The sequence below is a fragment of the Salinirubrum litoreum genome, assembly GCF_020567425.1.
GTDB classification, from domain to species: domain Archaea; phylum Halobacteriota; class Halobacteria; order Halobacteriales; family Haloferacaceae; genus Salinirubrum; species Salinirubrum litoreum.
Genome location: NZ_JAJCVJ010000002.1, coordinates 424,287 through 442,189, shown reverse-complemented (window position 1 = coordinate 442,189; position 17,903 = coordinate 424,287). Strand labels below are relative to the sequence as shown.

At 69.6% G+C, this 17,903-nt stretch carries 14 protein-coding genes; 4 read left to right on the top strand and 10 right to left on the bottom strand.

The window, feature by feature from the left end:
• Positions 1-31: 31 nt before the first annotated feature.
• Entirely contained in the window at positions 32-313 is a 282-nt protein-coding gene (locus tag LI337_RS10850) for a helix-turn-helix transcriptional regulator (protein ID WP_227229862.1), read from the bottom strand.
• A 512-nt stretch (positions 314-825) separates the two neighbouring features.
• Between LI337_RS10850 and glmM the strand changes: the two genes are divergently transcribed.
• The 3 genes from glmM (at position 826) to glmU (ending at position 5,027) form a co-directional block, all read left to right on the top strand.
• Positions 826-2,160 (top strand): phosphoglucosamine mutase, encoded by a 1,335-nt coding sequence (glmM, locus tag LI337_RS10845; protein WP_227229861.1) that lies wholly within the window; start codon positions 826-828, stop codon positions 2,158-2,160.
• A gap of 169 nt (positions 2,161-2,329) precedes the next feature.
• A complete protein-coding gene (locus LI337_RS10840; protein ID WP_227229860.1) occupies positions 2,330-3,715 on the top strand; it encodes a succinylglutamate desuccinylase/aspartoacylase family protein in 1,386 nt (461 codons plus the stop codon).
• Positions 3,716-3,845: 130 nt separating this feature from the next.
• On the top strand, positions 3,846-5,027 hold the full coding sequence (glmU, locus tag LI337_RS10835) for a bifunctional sugar-1-phosphate nucleotidylyltransferase/acetyltransferase (protein ID WP_227229859.1): 1,182 nt from the start codon (positions 3,846-3,848) through the stop codon (positions 5,025-5,027).
• Positions 5,028-5,226: 199 nt separating this feature from the next.
• On the opposite strand, the gene LI337_RS10830 is transcribed toward glmU, so the two are convergent.
• Positions 5,227-6,936 carry an asparagine synthase-related protein gene (locus LI337_RS10830; RefSeq protein WP_227229858.1) on the bottom strand — a complete coding sequence of 570 codons (1,710 nt, stop codon included), beginning with the start codon at positions 6,934-6,936 and terminating at the stop codon, positions 5,227-5,229.
• A gap of 28 nt (positions 6,937-6,964) precedes the next feature.
• On the bottom strand, positions 6,965-8,776 hold the full coding sequence (glmS, locus tag LI337_RS10825) for a glutamine--fructose-6-phosphate transaminase (isomerizing) (RefSeq protein WP_227229857.1): 1,812 nt from the start codon (positions 8,774-8,776) through the stop codon (positions 6,965-6,967).
• A 292-nt stretch (positions 8,777-9,068) separates the two neighbouring features.
• Between glmS and LI337_RS10820 the strand changes: the two genes are divergently transcribed.
• On the top strand, positions 9,069-9,896 hold the full coding sequence (locus tag LI337_RS10820) for a DsbA family protein (RefSeq protein ID WP_227229856.1): 828 nt from the start codon (positions 9,069-9,071) through the stop codon (positions 9,894-9,896).
• 246 nt (positions 9,897-10,142) lie between these two features.
• On the opposite strand, the gene LI337_RS10815 is transcribed toward LI337_RS10820, so the two are convergent.
• The 7 genes from LI337_RS10815 to LI337_RS19915 form a co-directional block, all read right to left on the bottom strand.
• Positions 10,143-12,116 carry an ArnT family glycosyltransferase gene (locus LI337_RS10815; protein ID WP_227229855.1) on the bottom strand — a complete coding sequence of 658 codons (1,974 nt, stop codon included), beginning with the start codon at positions 12,114-12,116 and terminating at the stop codon, positions 10,143-10,145.
• 16 nt (positions 12,117-12,132) lie between these two features.
• Entirely contained in the window at positions 12,133-13,206 is a 1,074-nt protein-coding gene (locus LI337_RS10810; RefSeq protein ID WP_227229854.1) for an ATP-grasp domain-containing protein, read from the bottom strand.
• Positions 13,207-13,309: 103 nt separating this feature from the next.
• Complete coding sequence (locus LI337_RS10805) at positions 13,310-14,377, bottom strand: DUF354 domain-containing protein (RefSeq protein ID WP_227229853.1); 1,068 nt, start codon at positions 14,375-14,377, stop codon at positions 13,310-13,312.
• A gap of 1 nt (position 14,378) precedes the next feature.
• Entirely contained in the window at positions 14,379-15,665 is a 1,287-nt protein-coding gene (locus LI337_RS10800) for a nucleotide sugar dehydrogenase (protein ID WP_227229852.1), read from the bottom strand.
• Positions 15,658-17,034 carry a nucleotide sugar dehydrogenase gene (locus LI337_RS10795; protein WP_227229851.1) on the bottom strand — a complete coding sequence of 459 codons (1,377 nt, stop codon included), beginning with the start codon at positions 17,032-17,034 and terminating at the stop codon, positions 15,658-15,660. The genes LI337_RS10800 and LI337_RS10795 overlap by 8 nt, the downstream gene beginning before the upstream one ends.
• On the bottom strand, positions 17,031-17,606 hold the full coding sequence (locus LI337_RS10790) for an acyltransferase (protein ID WP_227229850.1): 576 nt from the start codon (positions 17,604-17,606) through the stop codon (positions 17,031-17,033). The genes LI337_RS10795 and LI337_RS10790 overlap by 4 nt, the downstream gene beginning before the upstream one ends.
• Entirely contained in the window at positions 17,603-17,725 is a 123-nt protein-coding gene (locus tag LI337_RS19915) for a hypothetical protein (protein ID WP_264474995.1), read from the bottom strand. The genes LI337_RS10790 and LI337_RS19915 overlap by 4 nt, the downstream gene beginning before the upstream one ends.
• Between the last annotated feature and the right edge of the window lie 178 nt (positions 17,726-17,903).

Genomic DNA, 17,903 nt, shown 5'->3' with positions numbered 1-17,903 from the left:
TATACGGACGATAAGGCGACGAGGGGGGCGTTCACTTCCGGACGAACTGTGACTCCCACTGGAGTCGTCTGTGGAGTCGTTCGCGGCCCGTCTCGGTGACGGCGTACTCGTTCGTCCGGCCGGTCTTGCTTCGCTTGTCGACGAGGCCCGTGTCAGCGAGGTCGTCGAGGTTGCTGTACACGTGCCCCGCGAGGACGGACCGGTCCTGCGTGGCCTCCAGTTCACTTTTGATAGCCTGTCCGGACGGGTCGTTCATCCCGTAGACGACGAACAGCAGGTCGCGCTGTATCGCCGAGAGTTCGTGGACTGTCACGTCGAGTCGCTCTCGGTACGGGTACAAGTACGGTCGACATCGTTCGCGACTCTAGTCACCGCCTATCCTCTGTCCCGCGATTTCTGGCCGTCCCGTCCGGTGACAACTGACCGGATCCCGGCCGACCACCCGGCTTACGGGGCACATAAGCAAGTGGCCGCGAGGTCACTCTCCGATGGATCGTCGGGACACGCCCTACCGTGTCGACGGCGACCACCGGCACAGCCGAGTCTGCCACCCACCATCCCATCGTCTGGGCCGCGACCCGTCTGCGCCGATCCACATCCCTGCTGTCCCTTTGCCCCGGGCCGGTCACCCGGCCCACCTGCTGTCACTGTCATCCAGCGGCGGAACACCGGTCGACCTGGCGTCGACTCTCTCGTCGGGCCGGTCACCCGCCGCTCTCTCGTGTACTGTGTCTCCCGGCGGGGACCCGACCCCCTTGCTGTCACGACCGTGCCGCGTCGGTTATCCGGTCTATAGTAAGGGGCACGCGCGAACTGCGACACTGTATGTTCGGAACCAGCGGCATCCGGGGACCCGTCGGGACGGAGATAACGGCGACGCTCGCCAGCGACGCGGGTCGGGCGCTCGCCAGCGACGGCTACGACCGCGTCGTCGTCGCACGGGACGCCCGCGAGAGCGGGCAGATGCTGGAGAACGCACTCGTCGCCGGCCTCCAGGAGTGTGGCGCGACCGCCGTCCGACTCGGCGTCCAGTCGACTCCGGCGCTGGCGCGGGCGGTGGGCTGGCTGGACGCCGACGCCGGTGTCGGCGTCACCGCCTCTCACAACCCCGAGACCGACAACGGCCTGAAGTTCTGGCTGCCGAGCGGTATCGCCTTCGGCCCCGAGGAACGTGACGCACTCGCTGACCGCATGGAGTCCGGCGAGTACGACCGGGCCGCCTGGGACGGCCTCGGCGACGACCGACGCCGTGACCTCGGTGACCGCCACCGGGCGGCGCTCCGCGAGCGACTCGCGGGCACGGACGGCCTCGACGGCCTCTCGGTGGTCGTCGACGTCGGCAACGGGACCGGCCGGGTGACCGCAGACGTCCTGGCCGACGTGGGCTCTGCGGTGACGACGCTCCACGGCCAGACGGACGGTCGGTTCCCCGGCCGCGAGAGCGAACCGACTGCGGAGACCTGCCGGGCGCTGCGCGACCACGTCGCCGCCACCGACGCCGACCTCGGGGTGGCCCACGACGGCGACGCCGACCGGACGATGGCCGTCACCGAGACGGGGTCGTTCGTCGCCGGCGACCAGTTGCTCGCGCTGTTCGGCCGCGAGGTGGCCGGCGAGGGGGACGCGGTCGCCGCACCGCTGAACACCAGCCTCGCCGTCGACGACGCCCTCGCGACCGTCGGGGCGGAGGTCGTCCGGACGAAGGTGGGCGACGTCTACGTGGCAGACGCCTGCCGCGACGACCGGGTCGTCTTCGGCGGGGAACCGAGTGGGGCCTGGATCTGGCCCGGACAGACGATGTGTCCCGACGGGCCGCTGGCCGCCTGCACGCTCGCCGGGATGGTCGCCGCAGGCGACACGCTGTCCGCGTTGCTCGCGGGCGTCGACACCTACCCCATCGAGCGCCGGAGCGTCGAGACGACGGCGAAGTCGGCGGTCGTCGAGACGGTCGCGGACCGCGTCCGCGAGCGGTACGACGACGTGCAGGAACTCGACGGCGTCCGCGTCGAGACGGACGACGGCTGGTTCCTCGTCCGGGCCAGCGGGACGCAACCGCTCGTCCGCATCACCGTCGAGGGGCGGTCGCGGGCACAGACGGAGGCGCTGTCGGCGACGGCCACCGAACTGGTAGACGAGGCACTGGCCGACGTCACGGCCTGAGTTCGCGCGGACCTCTGGAGAGTACCGTCGAAGACGGCGACCCTCGACGTGGCTGATATGCACTCGACGATCAATCAGTTGTATATTCGATTTAAGCTGTACGTAAGAGGTGATAAACGCTGCACATGTGAAGGGGACCGCTGAGCACCCCCAGGTGAGACTAGCTGGTATGGAAGCATCACGCCCCACAACCACGACGGCTCGCCGAACGTTCCTCGCTGGCGCTCTCGGTACGCTCGGTCTGCTCGCCGGGAGTAGACGGGTCAGCGCGGACTACGTCCCCGGCGTCGTCGCCACCGCACCGTCGCTGCCCGACCGGCAACACCCGACGATGGGGACCGACGAGTCGAACCCCACTGCCGTCGTCTTCCTCACCCTCTCTGACCCGGCGGCCCGGACGTTCGTTCGGGGTCGCCTCGAAGACGTCGTCGAGACCTACGTCCGACCCGGTCACCTCAACGTCGAACTCCGGTTCCTCGCGTACGATCCGGCCGACCCCGCGCGGGAACTCGACGGCGGCGCCGGCGAACTCGCGCTCTCCTCGCGGACGGCCGCCGGCGTCTGGGCACTGGAGCCGGGGAACTTCTGGCGATTCTTCGAGTACGCCTTCTGGAACTTCTCGACGTGGCCGTACACCGAGCGGCGACTCGAGTCCCTGCTGCGAGCGGGCGGCGTCCGCAACCACGTCAAGATTCCCTCGCTGGCCGGCGAGGGTCGGTGGGACGAGACGGTCCGGGCCGCCACCGAGGAGGCGCGCCGGTTCTCGCTCCGGGCACCCTACGTGCCGACGGTTCGCCTGCTGGCCGACACCACAGACGGACGCGACTCCGGGCTCCTCGACTGGCTCGCGGGCCGACTCGACCGCGTTGCCGAGGGGTCGGTGACCCGCCGGACCCTCCTCCCGGGCACGAAGTACGCGACGCCACTGCACGTGATCGACTCGGGTCGTCCCGGTCCGACCGCGCTCGTCGTCGGCGGCGTCCACGGCGACGAGGAGGCGGGTTTCGCGACCGCGAACCGTCTCACCGACCTTCGCCCCGCCACGGGCCGGGTCGTCGTCCTCCCCGAGGCGAACCGCCCCGCCATCGCCGCGGGACGCCGTGCGACCCGCGAGGGGGACCTCAACCGGCAGTTCCCGACCGGCCGGACGCCGACCTCGCGGCTGGCCCACGCGATCTGGGACGTCGTCGAGCGGTACGACCCCGACGTCGTCGTCGACTGTCACACAGCCCGCGGCATCTACAACCACGACTCCAGCGTCGGGCAGGCTATCTTCCCGACGGTCGCGGGTGCCGGCATCGCCGGCGACGCCTGTGACCGGGTGAACGACCTGTTCTTCGCCCACGACGACCGCCCGCACTACTACGACTTCGACCGCGGGAACCTGCTCGACGGCGACCGACCGATGCTGGTCCACAAGTGCTACGGCGACCGCCGCCTGCCGGCCTACATCGTCGAGACGACGCGGAAGCGAACCCGACTCGAAGAGCGCCTCGTCTGGGAGTTCACGGCGGTCGTCTCTCTGCTCGACGCGCACGGCGTCCGGTGCTGCTGAGCCGCCTGCGAGACCCCCGTCGAGGTGACCGCTAGGCTGGGGGTAAACCGGCGACACCGGGGCGACGTTCCGCTCCCTCCGTCGACTTACCGCACGGATAATAAGGGCGGTTCCCCGTCTCTGCGCAGCCATGCACGCGATCGTTCTCGCCGCCGGCGAAGGCACCAGGATGCGCCCGCTCACCGAGACCCGACCGAAGCCGATGCTCCCCGCCGGCGACCGGCCCATCGCGGGTCACACCGCCGCGGCCGCCGTCGCGGCCGGCGCGGAGCAACTCACCCTCGTCGTCGGCTACGGCGAGGAGTACGTCCGCGACTACTTCGGCGACGAGTTCGCCGGGGTGCCCGTCGAGTACGTCGTCCAGGAGTCACAGCGCGGGACGGCCGACGCCGTGCGGGCGGCCGCACCGCACCTCGACGGCCCCTTCGCCGTGCTGAACGGGGACAACCTCTACGACGCCGGGAGCCTCCGGGACCTGTTCGCGGCCGGCCCGAGCGTCGCGACCGTGCGGGTCGACGAGCCCTCCAACTACGGCGTCGTCGGCGTCGACGACGGCGTCGTCACGCAGATCGTCGAGAAGCCCGCCGATCCGCCGACGAACCGGGTCAACGCCGGGGCATACGTCTTCCCCGAGGCCGCGACCGAGTGGCTCGACGTCCCCGAGAGCGACCGCGGCGAGGCCGAGATAACCGACGTCCTCGCCCACGTCGTCGACGAACACGACGTGACGCCCGTCTCGCTGGACCGGTGGCTCGACGTCGGCCGGCCGTGGGAACTGCTCGCGGCCACGGAGTGGAAACTCGGTGCGCTCGACCGGCGTGTCGAGGGGGAGGTCAGCTCCGACGCCCGACTCGAAGGCGACGTGGTCGTCGAGGAGGGGGCGACCGTCCGCGCCGGGTCGGTCCTCGAGGGGCCGGTGCTCGTCGAGTCGGATGCGGACGTGGGGCCGAACGCCTACGTCCGGGGAGCCACCCGCATCGGCCCGGACGTCCACGTCGGCCACGCGGTCGAGGTGAAGAACAGCGTCCTGCTGGCCGGGGCCAGCGTCGGCCACCTCTCGTACGTCGGCGACAGCGTCCTCGGCCACGACGTGAACCTCGGGGCGGGGACGAAGGTGGCGAACCTGCGCCACGACGGCGCCGACGTGACGCTGACGGTGAAGGGCGACCGGGTCTCGACGGGCCGCCGGAAGTTCGGCGTCGTCCTCGGTGACGAGGTGAAGACGGGTATCGACACCTCGCTGGCCCCGGGCGTGAAGCTCTCCGGCGGCGTCTACACCGAGCCGAACGCGACGATTTCGCGCGACCGGTAAGCGAACCACTCGCGATACATCTCTCTCGGCTGTTCTGCCTCGGGTTTGGGATCGTCAGGAGTCGGTCGCCTCGGCGTCGACACTCGTCGTCGGATCGCTCCGGTGTGCGTTCAGCCCCCGCCGACACTGCTCACGGTGCCGAGTCAGGCACCGTCCCTCGACGGGACCGCGCAGGGAGAGAGAAGAGGCTTCGCGGCGATCACGACTCTATCTGCGGGCCGCCGCCGGGACAGAGAACGTCGTTCGCGGTGACGGTGCGGTGCTCGAACCGGTCGTCCATCCACGTCGCGATGTCGTTGACGCGGAGCTTCATCCTGACCGGCAACTCGTGGACGCTCGGGTAGCCGGGGAACAGTTTCGTGTCGAGCGACTCCGCCTCGTACTGCTCCGCGAGGTCGGGCCACGGTCGCTCGAACGTGTCGACGAACGGGAGTCGCGCCCGGAGGAACTTCTCGATCTGGTTCTTGCGGAAGGAGTCGTGTGGGCGGTTCGGTGGCCGGTGCCTGAAGATGTCGTCGTCGAGACGACGGAGCGCGGCCCGGAACGTCTCCGTCGAGCGTACGTCCGGAGGTGCCCGGCAGTGCCAGTCCAGCAGTTCCGTGTCGGCGGCGACGAACGACTCGATGAAGTTGTCGCTGAGGTGGTAGTGGAACGACAGCGTGGGTTGGTTCTGGATGCCGAGCAGGGCGATACTGTCGTAGACGTTCTCGTACCGGTCGTCCCACTTGTCGAGTTGCTCCTGAATCACGCCCTCTGTGAACTCGCGGCTGGTGCCGAACTCGCTGAAACACTCCGAGAGAACCCGGTCGCGGGTGGAGTGGTAGCCGAACTTCGAGGTGAGCGTGTCGGTGACGTCGGGGTCCGGTTCCAGCCCCTGTCGTGGCACGCTGTAGTCGAGCACGTCGACCGTCTTCCGCGGCAGGAAGTGGCCACGGAACAGCGTGTCGAAGAAGAGACAGTGGTAGACGGTGTCGGCGTCGACCCCGTCGAGACACCCCGCCTGGTGGATGTGGATGGACTCGTTGATACCCATCCCGTACTCTATCGTCTCGGCGTCGGTGTTGAGGTAGTCGTCTCCGAGCAGCAACGTCTCGTGGTCGACGCCGTACTGGGCCGCCACGTCGCCGGCGACGTCCACCTCGGGGTGCCCTTCGCGACCGAGCGTGTAGCAGACGTCGAGTTGCGGATGTTCGACGGCGACGACCCGGGAGTCGTACCCCGCGCTCAACATGAGTCCCTTCTTGCCGGGGTAGACGGTCCGCCGGCGGATAGCCCGCCGCAGTCGATCGGCCAGTTCGCCGACCCAGTCTACCTCCTCGCTTCCCGTGTGGTCGTAGACGAACCGGTCCAGTGTCCCCGTGCCGGTGCCGGTGAGGTAGCCGTCGAAGGGGGCCCGCGAGAGTTCCTCGAAGGCCGTCCGTTCGTCGAGCACGACGCTCAGGTGGACGAACTCCAGGACACCACGGGGGTCGATCGACGGCTCCTCGACGGTGTCGAGGACGTGCTTCGGGTCGGTGCCGAAGACGCGACCGTACGAGGTGTCGGCGTAGAAGCACTGCCACGTCCGGACGGGGTCCGTGGCGACGAGGGCCTCGCCGTCGTACTCGACGAACGCGAGGTACGACCCGTTCAGTTCGTCGAAGGCGTCCGTCCCGACCGCCGCGTAGCGGTCGAGTGTCCGCTCGGCGACCGGCGACGTCGCGCCGTCCGGCGGCAACACCTCGCCCCAGAGCAGACAGGCACCGCGCTCGTCCGCGTAGGCGGCCGTTCGTCCCGGGAGCCCGAGTGCGGGGTCTCTGACGGCGACCGTCGCCCGTTCACCCTCGTGGACCCAGTCGTAGCTCCCGGTCGCGGTGTGCTCGTCGAACACCGCTCTGTCGCCGAAGACGCCGAACAGTTCCTTGTTCATCGTGGTGGTGGATGTCCCGGGAGGACGGTCATTCGACAGTAACACTCTTGGCGAGGTTACGGGGTTTGTCGATTGCGCGACCCAGCGTCGCCGCACAGTGATACGACAGCAACTGGAGCTGTACGTTCGCGAGCAGGCTCCGACAGACGGGGTGGACGTCCGGGACCGACAGGTGGGCGTCGGCCTCCGAGACGGCCTCGTGGCCGGCGGGGGCGACGGCGACGATGGGGGCGCCCCGCGTCTGTGCCTCCATCGCGTTCTTCACCGTCCGCTCGCCGGATCGGGTACAGACCGCGACGATTGGCGTGTCCTCGGTGACGAGCGCGAGTGGTCCGTGTTTCAGTTCGCCCGACGCGAACCCCTCGGCGTGCTCGTAGGTGATCTCCTTGAACTTCAACGCGCCCTCCTTGGCGACCGAACAGCCGATGCCGCGGCCGATGAAGAAGAACGCGTCCTTGCCGAGGTAGTGCGTCGCGACCGCCTCGGCGTCGCTCGACGCCAGCACCTCCTCGACCGACTCCGGGAGCCGTTCGAGGTCCGTCATGAGTCGCTCGACGTCGTCGACGGTCGAGGCTCCGTCGGCGGCGTCCGCGACGACCTGACTCAGCAGGGTCAGCATCACGGCCTGTGAGGAGAACGTCTTCGTCGCTGCGACGCCGATTTCGGGGCCGGCCCGGATGTACAGCGGCGTCTCGGCGATGCGGGCGGCCGTGGACTGGACGACGTTCGTCACCGCGATGGTGTCGATACCGTTCCGCTTGGCCCGTCTGAGTGCGCCGAGCGTGTCCGCCGTCTCCCCGCTCTGGGTGACGGCGACGAACAGGGTGTTCGGCTCCGGGTCACCGGTGTTGACGTCGTACTCGCTGGCCCGGATCGCGCGGGCGCTGACGCCCGACTGGTTCAACAGCGCGGCACCGAACAGCGCGGCGTGGTACGACGTGCCACTGCCGACGAGTCGGACGCGCTCTACGTCGGCGAGCGTCGACGCGTCGATGTCCTCGAGTGCCGGCTCCGCCCCGCTGTCGATGCGCCCCTCGATGGTCTTCTTCAGCGAGGTCGGCTGGCTGAAGATCTCCTTCAGCATGAAGTGTTCGTACTGGCCCTTCCCGGTCTCCTCGGGTTGCCAGTCGACCCGTTCGACGTCGCGCTCGACGCGCTCACCGTCGCCGTTCTCGATCGTCACGTCGTCGGGTCGGACGGCCGCGAAGTCGCCGTCCTCGAGGTAACACACCTCGGCGGTGTGGTCGAGGAAGGCCGGGACGTCGCTGGCGAGGAAGTAGCGATCGTCGTCGATGCCCATCACGAGGGGCGACCCCTGACGGGCCGCGTAGACTGCCTCCTCGTCCTCGACGACGGCCGCGATGGCGTAGCTCCCTTCGAGTTCGTCGACACTCGCCTCGACCGCCGCACGGGGGTCGTACCCTTCGTCCAGGTAGGCGGCGACGAGGTGGGGGATGACCTCCGTGTCGGTGTCGCTGGTGAAGACGTGGCCACGGTCGCGGAGCGACTCCCGGAGTTCGTCGTAGTTCTCGACGATGCCGTTGTGGACGACGGCGACGCGGCCCTCCGAGTCGGTGTGGGGGTGGGCGTTCCTGTCGGTCGGCGGCCCGTGTGTACTCCAGCGGGTGTGGCCGATGCCGACGTTCGCGCTCGTCTCGACGTCGTCGACCGTCTCCTTCAGCTCCGACACCTCGCCGGAGCACTTCCAGACGTCGAGTCCGTGACCGTTCTGTACGGCGAGACCCGCCGAGTCGTAGCCGCGGTACTCGAGCTTCTCGAGGCCGGAGACGACCGGGTCGAGTGCCCGCCGATCGCCGACGTGGGCGATGATTCCACACATCAGCGGGCGCCCTCCGCTCGACTGGCGGCGTCGGGGTCGGACGAGGTGACGGCGGCTGTCGAGAGCGATGCGGAGGGCGTGTCGGTCGTGGTCTGTCGTAGCGTTCGTGTCATGGCTCAGAGGTGGGGGTCGTCGAACCGCGCGACCCTCCCGTGGCCCGGCCAAGTCGGTGTTGGCGCATTACTATAAGCGGGCTAAGGTCGCTTTCCCGCCACCCGTCCGCGGGAGACAACGGTCGTAACCGGCTTACAGGGTCGATAATAACGGGCGTGAGGCCGGTCTTCGAGGACACATGGATGCAGACGACCTCTCACGACGACAGTTGCTCTCGCTGGCCGGCGTCGCGACGACGACGAGCCTCGGGGGCTGTGCCAGTCTCGTCAGCCGAGCCGAGTCCGACGGACCGCCGACGACAGGTGGGCCGACGGCCGGCGGGACGACGACCGACGCGACACCGACCGGCGGGACGACGACCGACCGGGCGACAGACGCGGCACGGGAGACTGCCGAGCCACCCACCGTCACGGAACCGAACTTCGGTGTCTCGGAGGCCACCGTCCCGAACAGGGGAGCCGAGACACGGTACGCGACGATGGGCACCACCGCCGAGACGGTCACGCTCTACGGGAACTGGAAGTGTCCCTACACCCGCGAGTTCGTCGCCGGGCAGATGGGCACGCTCGTCGACGACTTCGTCGCGCCGGGCGAGGTCACCCTGGAGTACCGCGCCGTCGCCTACGAGAACGGCGAGCCGAGCCTCGGGCCGGACGCGCCGCGGGCGACGCGCGCCGGCCTCGCCGTCTGGGACGTCGACCCCGACGCCTACTGGTCGTACTTCGCGCACGTGTTCGAGAACCAGCCGCAGGATGCGGACGTGTGGGCGACGACCGACACGCTCGTCCGGTTCGCCCGCGCCGCCGACGTGGACGGCGTGGCGCAGGTCCGGAAGGCGATACAGTCCAAGAGCTACACGCTGCCCCTGCAGGCGACCGCCGACCGGGCCCCGCGCGTCGGCGTCACGACGTTCCCGCGCGTCGTCTACGACGACACGGTCACGGCACCGACGCTGAACCCGGAGGCGACCCGACGACAGTTCGAGCGCGCAGCAGACAGCGACTGACTCGGGAGAACAGACGGACCGTCCCGACTGGGAGAACAGACGGATCGTCCCGACTGGGAGAACAGACGGACCGTCCCGACCCGATTGACACTCCGCAGGGATCAGACGTGCCGGCTCACGAGTCCGCCCTCTTCTGTGTGTGAGATCGTCCACCGTCGGAGCGAGCGTCGCACGCGACGGAGCGGTCGGTGGGGCGACTCCGGCCGCCCCGAGTCGTGTACCTCTCGACCGAGTACTCCCGCAGTCTCAGTTCGGGAGCGTGCAGGCGGTGACCTGTCCGTTCGCGTAGACGTAGTTCGCGGCGGGCGGGCAGACTTCCTCTTTCGGTGGGTCGAGGTTCACAGGTCTGCCGGCCGTCTCACCCGTCGCGTTCGCCTCGAAGTACGAGGCGTGTTCGGACTGGTAGCTGCGGTAGACGGTGAACTCCTGTGGTATCACCCGGCCGTCGCGGGCCGGTAACGGCTCCGCCGGGTGGGTGTCGGTCCGCTCCCACACGGTGCCGTACGGGTCGTCGGTGTACAGTTCGCTCTCCGACCTGTCGGGCGGCTTCAGGTCGCCGACCGTCTCCAGTGCGGCGAGTTCCTGTTCGGTGTACGAGAGGCGCTCGTGCTGGCCCGGGAACACCGGGTTGTCCATCGCGCCGTCGTTCGAGAGCACCATCACGTTCGGGTAGACGGCGATCAACAGCAGCAGGACGGCGACGGCCACCGTCGTCGGCGTCCGGGCCGCGAGGTGGCGCAGGCCGAGGACCCCGACCACCGCGAGCGGAGCGTAGAGGAACGCGATCCAGCGGCCCGGGACGAAGTTCTCGATACCGAACAGCGGCAACCCGAGGACGACGAACAGCATCGCCGAGATGGCGACGACCAGCGCGTAGGTGGACTGACTCGCTCGCGCCCGGTTCAACAGGGCGAGACAGCCGACGAAGCCGGCGAAGATGAGCAACAGGAAGCCGAGTTCGGTGACGTACGCCGACACCGTCGCCAGTAGCTGCTGGCTCTCCTGTGCGCCGGCCTGACTCGCCCCGCCGGCACCGCTACTCACCCCGTCGAGGAAGCCCGCCTGCAGCAGGTTGATGTAGAGGTAGTTGAGCACGGTCTCCAGGAACGTGTCCCCCTTGTACGGCGTCAGCGACCAGGTGAACAGGATGAGTCCGAAGTCGAACGCGACCAGCCCCGCGATGTTCACCGGGCCGGCAGCGCCCCCGACGAAGGCCAGCGGTTCGGAGTCGTCTTCGAAGAGGTCGAACCGGAGCAGAACCTGCGCGACCAGCCCGCCACCCAGCAACACCAGCATGATGAACGACGAGAGCTGGTGGGTGAGGACGATGGCGGTGCTGAAGAAGGCGAGGAGGCCGAACCCCCGCCAGTGGTCGCTCGCGTGGGTCACGCGGACGAGACAGTAGAGACACGCGAGAAAGAACAGCAGGCCGAGACTCGTCGGGATGAGGTGGATACCCCAGCGGATGGCCTGATCGGCGACGGCGTACAGGACGCCCGCGGCGAGTGCCCACCGCGCCGGGACGAACAGGCGGGCGGTGCCGTAGACGAACAGCGGCGCGACCACCATCGCGACCCCCAGCGAGAGGTACAGCGCGTTCCGCACCGACAGTCCACCCATCGTCGCCGTCGCGACGGTGAGCAGGTGGTACAGCGGCGAGGCGTAGTACTTGCTCTCCTGGATGGCACCGAGCGCGTCGGCCGCGAGAATCTGCTCGACGAATGTCGTGTGCGACCAGACGTCGACCCCGATGTACCCCGGGGCGGTGTACGTCGCCGCGAACCGCAGGACGGCCGTGAACGCGAGCAGTTCCACGAGCACGACCGCCGGACTGAGGTGCCGTTCGTCGGCGAACAGCGTCTGTGCGAGCAGCGCGACCCCCACCACCCCGGCGAGGTCCATGAAGACGATGGTGCGCTCGCCGCCGAGTGCGGCCGCCGCGACCATCCCGCCGAGTCCGAGGAAGACGAGGCCGACCAGCCCGCGCTGTGCGGCCGGCGAGAGCTGCGGCAGTCCGTCGTTCGTCCCCGTGTGTCGGGCGGCGAGCAGGTACAGCACCGAGCCGGCCACCAGGACGATGGGGAGTGTGACGATGAATATCTGTGACGACAGCAACTGGAGCGGGAGCAGCGCGACTCCGAGCAGGAGCCCGGCCGCCGCCGCGAGAACGTCGAGGTCGAGACGCGACAGCCGGCCGGACAGCGACGTGGTGCGTGACATCGATACTGGCTCCGTCTCAGCGCTGTGTCGCCACCGACGGCGAGTGGTTGGTCTCGTCGACTCGCAACGTGACGGACGTCATCGGGTCGGGGGCGGTCGGCCCGCGCCCCGAGGCTGCCGCGAGCGCGACGCCGGGCGTGTTCACCCCGGCCTCCAGCGAGAGTCTGACACTGGCGTCCAGTCCCGGGACGACCCCGACCAGTCGCCGGGTGCCGTCCGGACCCGTCCCGAAGCGAGCGACGACGTTGTACTCGAGGTCTAGTTCGTCGGCGATAGCCGCGGTCGTCTCGAGCAACGCCTCGTCGGGTTCGGTGTGACGGACGACGTTCCCCTCGGACGTCTGGGAGACGGTCTGGGGAACGGCTGCGAGGAGATCACCGTCGCGGACGACCGCGTCGACGGCGTGGCGTGGCCCGGGGAGTGCCTCGGTCACCTGCATCCTCCGCGTGTCGGTGGTGGCCCTGAGAACGGCCGCGACGGTCTGGAGTCGCAGCGGCTCGTCCGGCAGGTCGTCGATGGTGACGTCCGGCAGGTCGTCGACGGCCGTCCTGTCGAGGCCGTCGGGGTCGAGAGCGATCCGTCGGCCGCCGGAGAGGCGGACGACGACGCTCCGCTCGGGGTAGCCGAGTGCGCGCGCTCCGCCGAGCAGTTCGTCCGCGTCGGTTACCTGTGCGAAGTCGGGGACTGGAGCTAGCTGTCGGGTCGTGAGCGCGTCGAGACACTGCTGGGCGTCGGCCGCCGTCAGCACCCCGTCGAGCGGGGCGACAACCGGCGTTATCCGGAGGTCCTCGAAGATCGGTCTCGCTCGCGCGACGGCCCGGCGAGCGGGACGACCGAGGGGGAAGACAGCGTCGACCGATTCCTCGTGGGCGACCTCGACCAGTTCGGAGACGAGGTCCTCGTGGTCCGCCGGTACCGTCGGGGTGAACGTGTCGAGGTCGGCGTAGACGCCGCCCGACGACTCGGCGGTTCCGACGAGTCGGACGTCGGTGTGCTCGCTCGCCCGGAGCGCCTGGCAGACGGTCGGGGCGTACGGCTCGTCGGCAGCGGCCACGAGGACCGTCGTGTCGGAGTCGGTCGCGTCTATCATTGGTGACGCTGCGGGCGGCTGCCTCCCTTATTATACGGGCGCTAAGGGACAGTTCGGCTCCCGAGACGGCCACACGACGAACGGATCGGCGACCGCCGGCCGGTCAGTCGTCGGCCCGTGCGGTCGCAGTCCGTGCCGTCCCGGTCGCCCCCACGTCGCCGAGGAGTCGCTCGACGACGACGTCGGTCGTGTCCACCTTCGCCGCGAGCAGTTGCTCCCGGTGGGCGTCCCAGTCGGTCGTGTCGGCCGCGTCGAGGAGTTCGAGGGCACGTTCGGCCCCCCGGGCGTTGCGGTCGTCGCCGTGGAACCCCCACAGGAGGCCGTAGTCTGCCAGTTCGTCGGTGTAGCCGAGTGGCTGGCTGTGGACGTAGACCGCCGGAGTCCCGAGAACGGCACTCTCGGTCGCCATCGTCGGACTCTCGCCGACGAAGAGGTCGGCGTAGGCGAGCAGGTGGTGGATCTCCGAGGGCTCGACCGTCAGTTCCCGGTCGGCGAGTGCGTCCGGCAGTTCGCCCTCGGCGGTGACGTACACCGACGCGCCCCGCGATTCGAGCTGTCGAACCAGCCCCGGGAGCCCGTCTAACCCGCTGTCGCCGATGTCGTGGACGGCGTCCCACCCGGTCAGTCGGAGGACGACGAACCGCTCGTCGGGGTCGACCCCGCGCCGTTCCAGCACCGCCGGGTCCGGCGTGAACCGGTCGGGGTGGAGGTAGGCGAGTTCGTGGAACCCGGGGTAGCGGTGGTGGTCCGCGCCCTCGTCGTGCCAGTAACAGTCGGGGGTCCAGACCTCGTCGGCGAACGGGAACGTGAGCCGGTTCGAGAGCCGGGCGTGTTCGGTGTCGGTGAAGACGACCGAGCGGATGCCGAGCGCGGCTCCGACGTGCGCGGCCGTGAGACCGCCGATGGCGGTGATCACGTCGGGGTCGAGTCGCCGGGCGAGCTGTACCAGTCGCGCCTCGATCGTCGCCTGCGACAGCGCCACCTGCACCAGCGAGCCACTCCGGGTGCCCAGAACGGTGTGGTCGATGTCGTAGGCGTCGAGCAGCGAGAGCGCCACGTCCTTGTCGAGCGCGGCGACGTGGACCTCGTGGCCACGGTCTTCGAGTTCTCCGATGGCGTGCCGGAAGAAGTGGACGTGTGCCGGGTGCTGGACGGTGACGAGTGCCTGCATCTCACAGCTCCCGGTAGTGGTAGCCGAGTGACTCGGCCCGGTCGGTGTCGAACACGTCGCCCACGTCGAGGACGACCGGGTCGGGGCCGAGGTCGTCGGCCACGGCTGCGAGGTCGATGTCGCGGTACTCCTCGTGGGCGGTGGCGACGACGACACCGTCGTAGTCGGCGAAGTCGGGGTCGTCGGTCACCGGCACGTCGAACACCTCGGCGCACGCCTCGTCGGGGGCGTGCGGGTCGTGGCCGGTGCAGTCGATGCCGTACTCGCGGAGTTCCTCGACGAGCGCGTCGACCTCCGAACTCCGGATGTCCCCGACGCCCGGCTTGTACGAGAGGCCGAGGACGAGCAGGTGACTGTCCCGGAGGACGCGCCCGGAGTCGTTCAGCGCCTTCACCGCCTGTCGGGCGGCGTGGACCGGCACGTACTCGTTCACCTCGCGCGCCTGCAAGACGAGTTTCGGCGAGAAGCCGTCCTGCTTCGACTGGTAGGTGAGGTAGAACGGGTCGACCGGGATGCAGTGTCCGCCGACCAGACCGGGGGAGTAGCCGTCGTGGAAGTTCCACTTCGTCCCGGCGGCCTCGAGCACCGCGTCGGTGTCGAGGTCCATGTGGTCACAGGCGATGGCGAGTTCGTTCACCAGCGCGATGTTGATGTCCCGCTGGACGTTCTCGACCACCTTCGAGGCCTCCGCCGTCGCCGTGTCCGGCGCGCGGTGGATGCCGGCGTCGACGATGCTCCCGTAGAGGTCCGCGAGGTCCTCCCGGACCGACTCGGTGTCCGCACCGACCACCTTCACCACGTCCCGCACGCCTCGCCCGGTGTCGCCCGGCGAGGCACGCTCGGGCGAGTAGCCGACGGAGAAGTCCTCGCCCCGCGTCAGGCCGGACTCGCGTTCGAGCGCCGGCACGAGCACCTGCTCGGTCGCGCCGGGGTAGACGGTCGACTCCAGCACGACGGTCGTGCCGGGTCGCATGTGTCTCCCGACCGTCTCGGCGGCCGACTCGACGAACCCGAGGTCGGGCGTCTGACTGCTGTCGACCGGCGTCGGGACGGTGACGACGACGTAGTCGGCGTCGCCGACGAGCGTCGGGTCGGTCGTGAACTGCACGCTGGACGTCGCGACGGCCTCGTCGCCGACCTCGTCGGTCGGGTCGACGCCGTCGGTGAAGCCGTCGACCTTCGCCTCGTCGACGTCGAAGCCGACGACGGCCTTCCCCGCGCGGTCGAACTGCACCGCGAGTGGCAGGCCGACGTAGCCGAGGCCGACGACACAGACCGTGTCAGTCATGGAGACCCACCCCCTCGTACCGCACCGACTCGTGGCCACGGTACTCGGTCAGCGCCTGCCGCCCGTCGACGAGGACGAGGCGGCCGTCGCCGGCCAGCGTCGGCACGTCGAGGTCGCGGAACTCCTCGTGTGCCGTGACCAGCACGACCGCGTCCGGGTCGGCGTCGGTCGGTGCGTCGACGACCGTCGCGCCCGCCACCGAGAACTCGCTCGTGTCGTCGAGGATCGGGTCGGTCGCTAGGACGGTCGCGCCCGCCTCCGCGAGTCGCTCGACGATCGGGAGTGCCGGCGTCTTGCGCGTCTCTGCGACGCCGGCACGGTAGGTCAACCCGGCGACGAGGACGGTCGCGTCCGCGGGGTCGACCCCCTCGTCGCGCAGGCCGGTCAGCGCCAGTTCCGCGGTGTACGTCGGCATCCCGTCGTTGACCGCCCGGGCCGTCTCCAGCAGGGGCGTCGGCACGTCGAACGGGTCGGTGAGGAAGTACGGGTAGTACGGGATGCAGTGGCCGCCGACGCCGGCACCGGGGGTGTGGATGTCACAGAACGGCTGGGTGTTGGCCGCGGCGATGGCCTCCGTCACGTCGATCTCCAGTGCGTCGGCGTGGGTGGCGAGTTCGTTCGCCAGCGCGATGTTGACGTCGCGGTAGAGCCCCTCGAACACCTTCACCGCCTCCGCCGTCGTCGTGTCCGAGACGGTCACGAGGTCGGTGTCGGCGAGTTCGTCGTACACGAGTTTCGCGGCCCGCGTGCTCTCGGCGTCCGCCCCGCCGACGACCTTCGGGTGTGCACCCCTGATGTCCTCGAGCGCGCGCCCGGAGTGGGTGCGCTCCGGGCAGAAGGCGAGACCGAACTCGCCGAGTTCGAGTCCGCTCTCGGCTTCGAGGACGGGCAGGAGTTCGTCCCGACAGGAGCGGGGCGGGAGCGTCGACTCGAAGACGACGAGGTCGCCCGCGTCCAGCCCCGCGCCGACGTCCTCGGCGACCGAGCGGACGATGGAGAGGTCGGGCGTCTTGTCGTCGACGAGCGTCGGGACGATGACGACGTGAACGCGCGCGTCCTCGGCCACTGCGGCCGGGTCGGTCTCCGCGGAGAGTGCCCCCGCCTCGACCGTCTCGCCGACGAGCGCGTCGAGCCCAGGTTCGCCGACGACGTGTGAGTGGCCGTCGTTGACACACTCGACGACGGCCGGGTCCACGTCGGCACCGGTGACGTTGCCCGTCGTCTCGGCGTAGACCGCCGCCAGCGGGAGGCCCATCTTGCCGAGACCGTAGACGCCGACGGGAATCCGGCCCGAGGTGAACGCCTCGCGCTGGTCCGCGACCGGTGCGACGCTCCCGTAGAGTGCCTCGACGGTCGTCTGGGTGCTCACAGCAGGTTCCCCCCTTCGAGCGTCGCCGGCAGTGGCCTGTGCTCGGCCGGCGTCCCCACCGCGAGCGTCTCTGGCGGCACGTCCTCGGTGACGGTGGCACCGGCGGCGACGAACGCCCCCTCGCCGACCGTCACGTCGGGGAGGACGGTCGCGTTGCCGCCGACGGAGGCGTCCCGTTCGAGCGTCGGCCCGGCGAGGTCGGCGTCCCGTCGGACCGGGTGCGGGTCGTTCGTCAGGACGGCACCGGGCCCGACGAACACCCGGTCCCCGACGGTCGTGTTCGTCGGCACGTACACCCGGCTCTGGAGGCTCACGTTCGAGCCGATGTCGGTGGTGCCGTCCACGACCGTCTTCGTCCCGAGCACCACCTCGTCGCCGACGCTGGTGTCCTCTCGGACCACCACGTCGTGGCCGGTGGTGAGGTCGTCGCCGATGTCGACGTCGCCGTAGACGACGGTACCGGAGCGGATACGGGCACGGTCGCCCACGACGGTCTGTCCGGCGTCGTCGCCGTAGCCGAGCGTCACGTCGTCGTCGATGTCGCAGTCGTGGCCGGTGACGTAGCGTATCATCGTGTCCGTCCGTCGGCTCTCTCGGTCGGTGCGTCCGGTTCGTCCGTCGAAGACCGGACGACGGCGATCAGTACGAGCGTCGCGGCGAGCAGTATCGTGAGTGATGTTCTGGTTCGCATCGTAGCCTCCTCGGAGCGAGAACTCCGGATCGGCCGGAGAGAGCCACCGCCCGGCCATTATTATCGGCCCGGTAACCGACGACCGCCGTCGCTGTGGGTGACACGGCCGACGACTCACCCCGTCTGGGGGTGACGCGGTCGACGACTCACCCCGTCGGTGGGGCCTCGCCCGGTCACG

Excerpts from the sequence above, each read along its gene's own strand:
- LI337_RS10840 (WP_227229860.1), top strand. The coding sequence starts at position 2,330 with ATGGAAGCATCACGCCCCACAACCACGACGGCTCGCCGAACGTTCCTC.
- LI337_RS10790 (WP_227229850.1), bottom strand. The coding sequence starts at position 17,606 with ATGATACGCTACGTCACCGGCCACGACTGCGACATCGACGACGACGTG.
- LI337_RS10830 (WP_227229858.1), bottom strand. The coding sequence starts at position 6,936 with ATGAACAAGGAACTGTTCGGCGTCTTCGGCGACAGAGCGGTGTTCGAC.
- LI337_RS10810 (WP_227229854.1), bottom strand. The coding sequence starts at position 13,206 with ATGATAGACGCGACCGACTCCGACACGACGGTCCTCGTGGCCGCTGCC.
- glmM (WP_227229861.1), top strand. The coding sequence starts at position 826 with ATGTTCGGAACCAGCGGCATCCGGGGACCCGTCGGGACGGAGATAACG.
- LI337_RS10815 (WP_227229855.1), bottom strand. The coding sequence starts at position 12,116 with ATGTCACGCACCACGTCGCTGTCCGGCCGGCTGTCGCGTCTCGACCTC.
- LI337_RS19915 (WP_264474995.1), bottom strand. The coding sequence starts at position 17,725 with ATGCGAACCAGAACATCACTCACGATACTGCTCGCCGCGACGCTCGTA.
- LI337_RS10820 (WP_227229856.1), top strand. The coding sequence starts at position 9,069 with ATGGATGCAGACGACCTCTCACGACGACAGTTGCTCTCGCTGGCCGGC.
- LI337_RS10800 (WP_227229852.1), bottom strand. The coding sequence starts at position 15,665 with ATGACTGACACGGTCTGTGTCGTCGGCCTCGGCTACGTCGGCCTGCCA.
- glmU (WP_227229859.1), top strand. The coding sequence starts at position 3,846 with ATGCACGCGATCGTTCTCGCCGCCGGCGAAGGCACCAGGATGCGCCCG.
- LI337_RS10805 (WP_227229853.1), bottom strand. The coding sequence starts at position 14,377 with ATGCAGGCACTCGTCACCGTCCAGCACCCGGCACACGTCCACTTCTTC.
- glmS (WP_227229857.1), bottom strand. The coding sequence starts at position 8,776 with ATGTGTGGAATCATCGCCCACGTCGGCGATCGGCGGGCACTCGACCCG.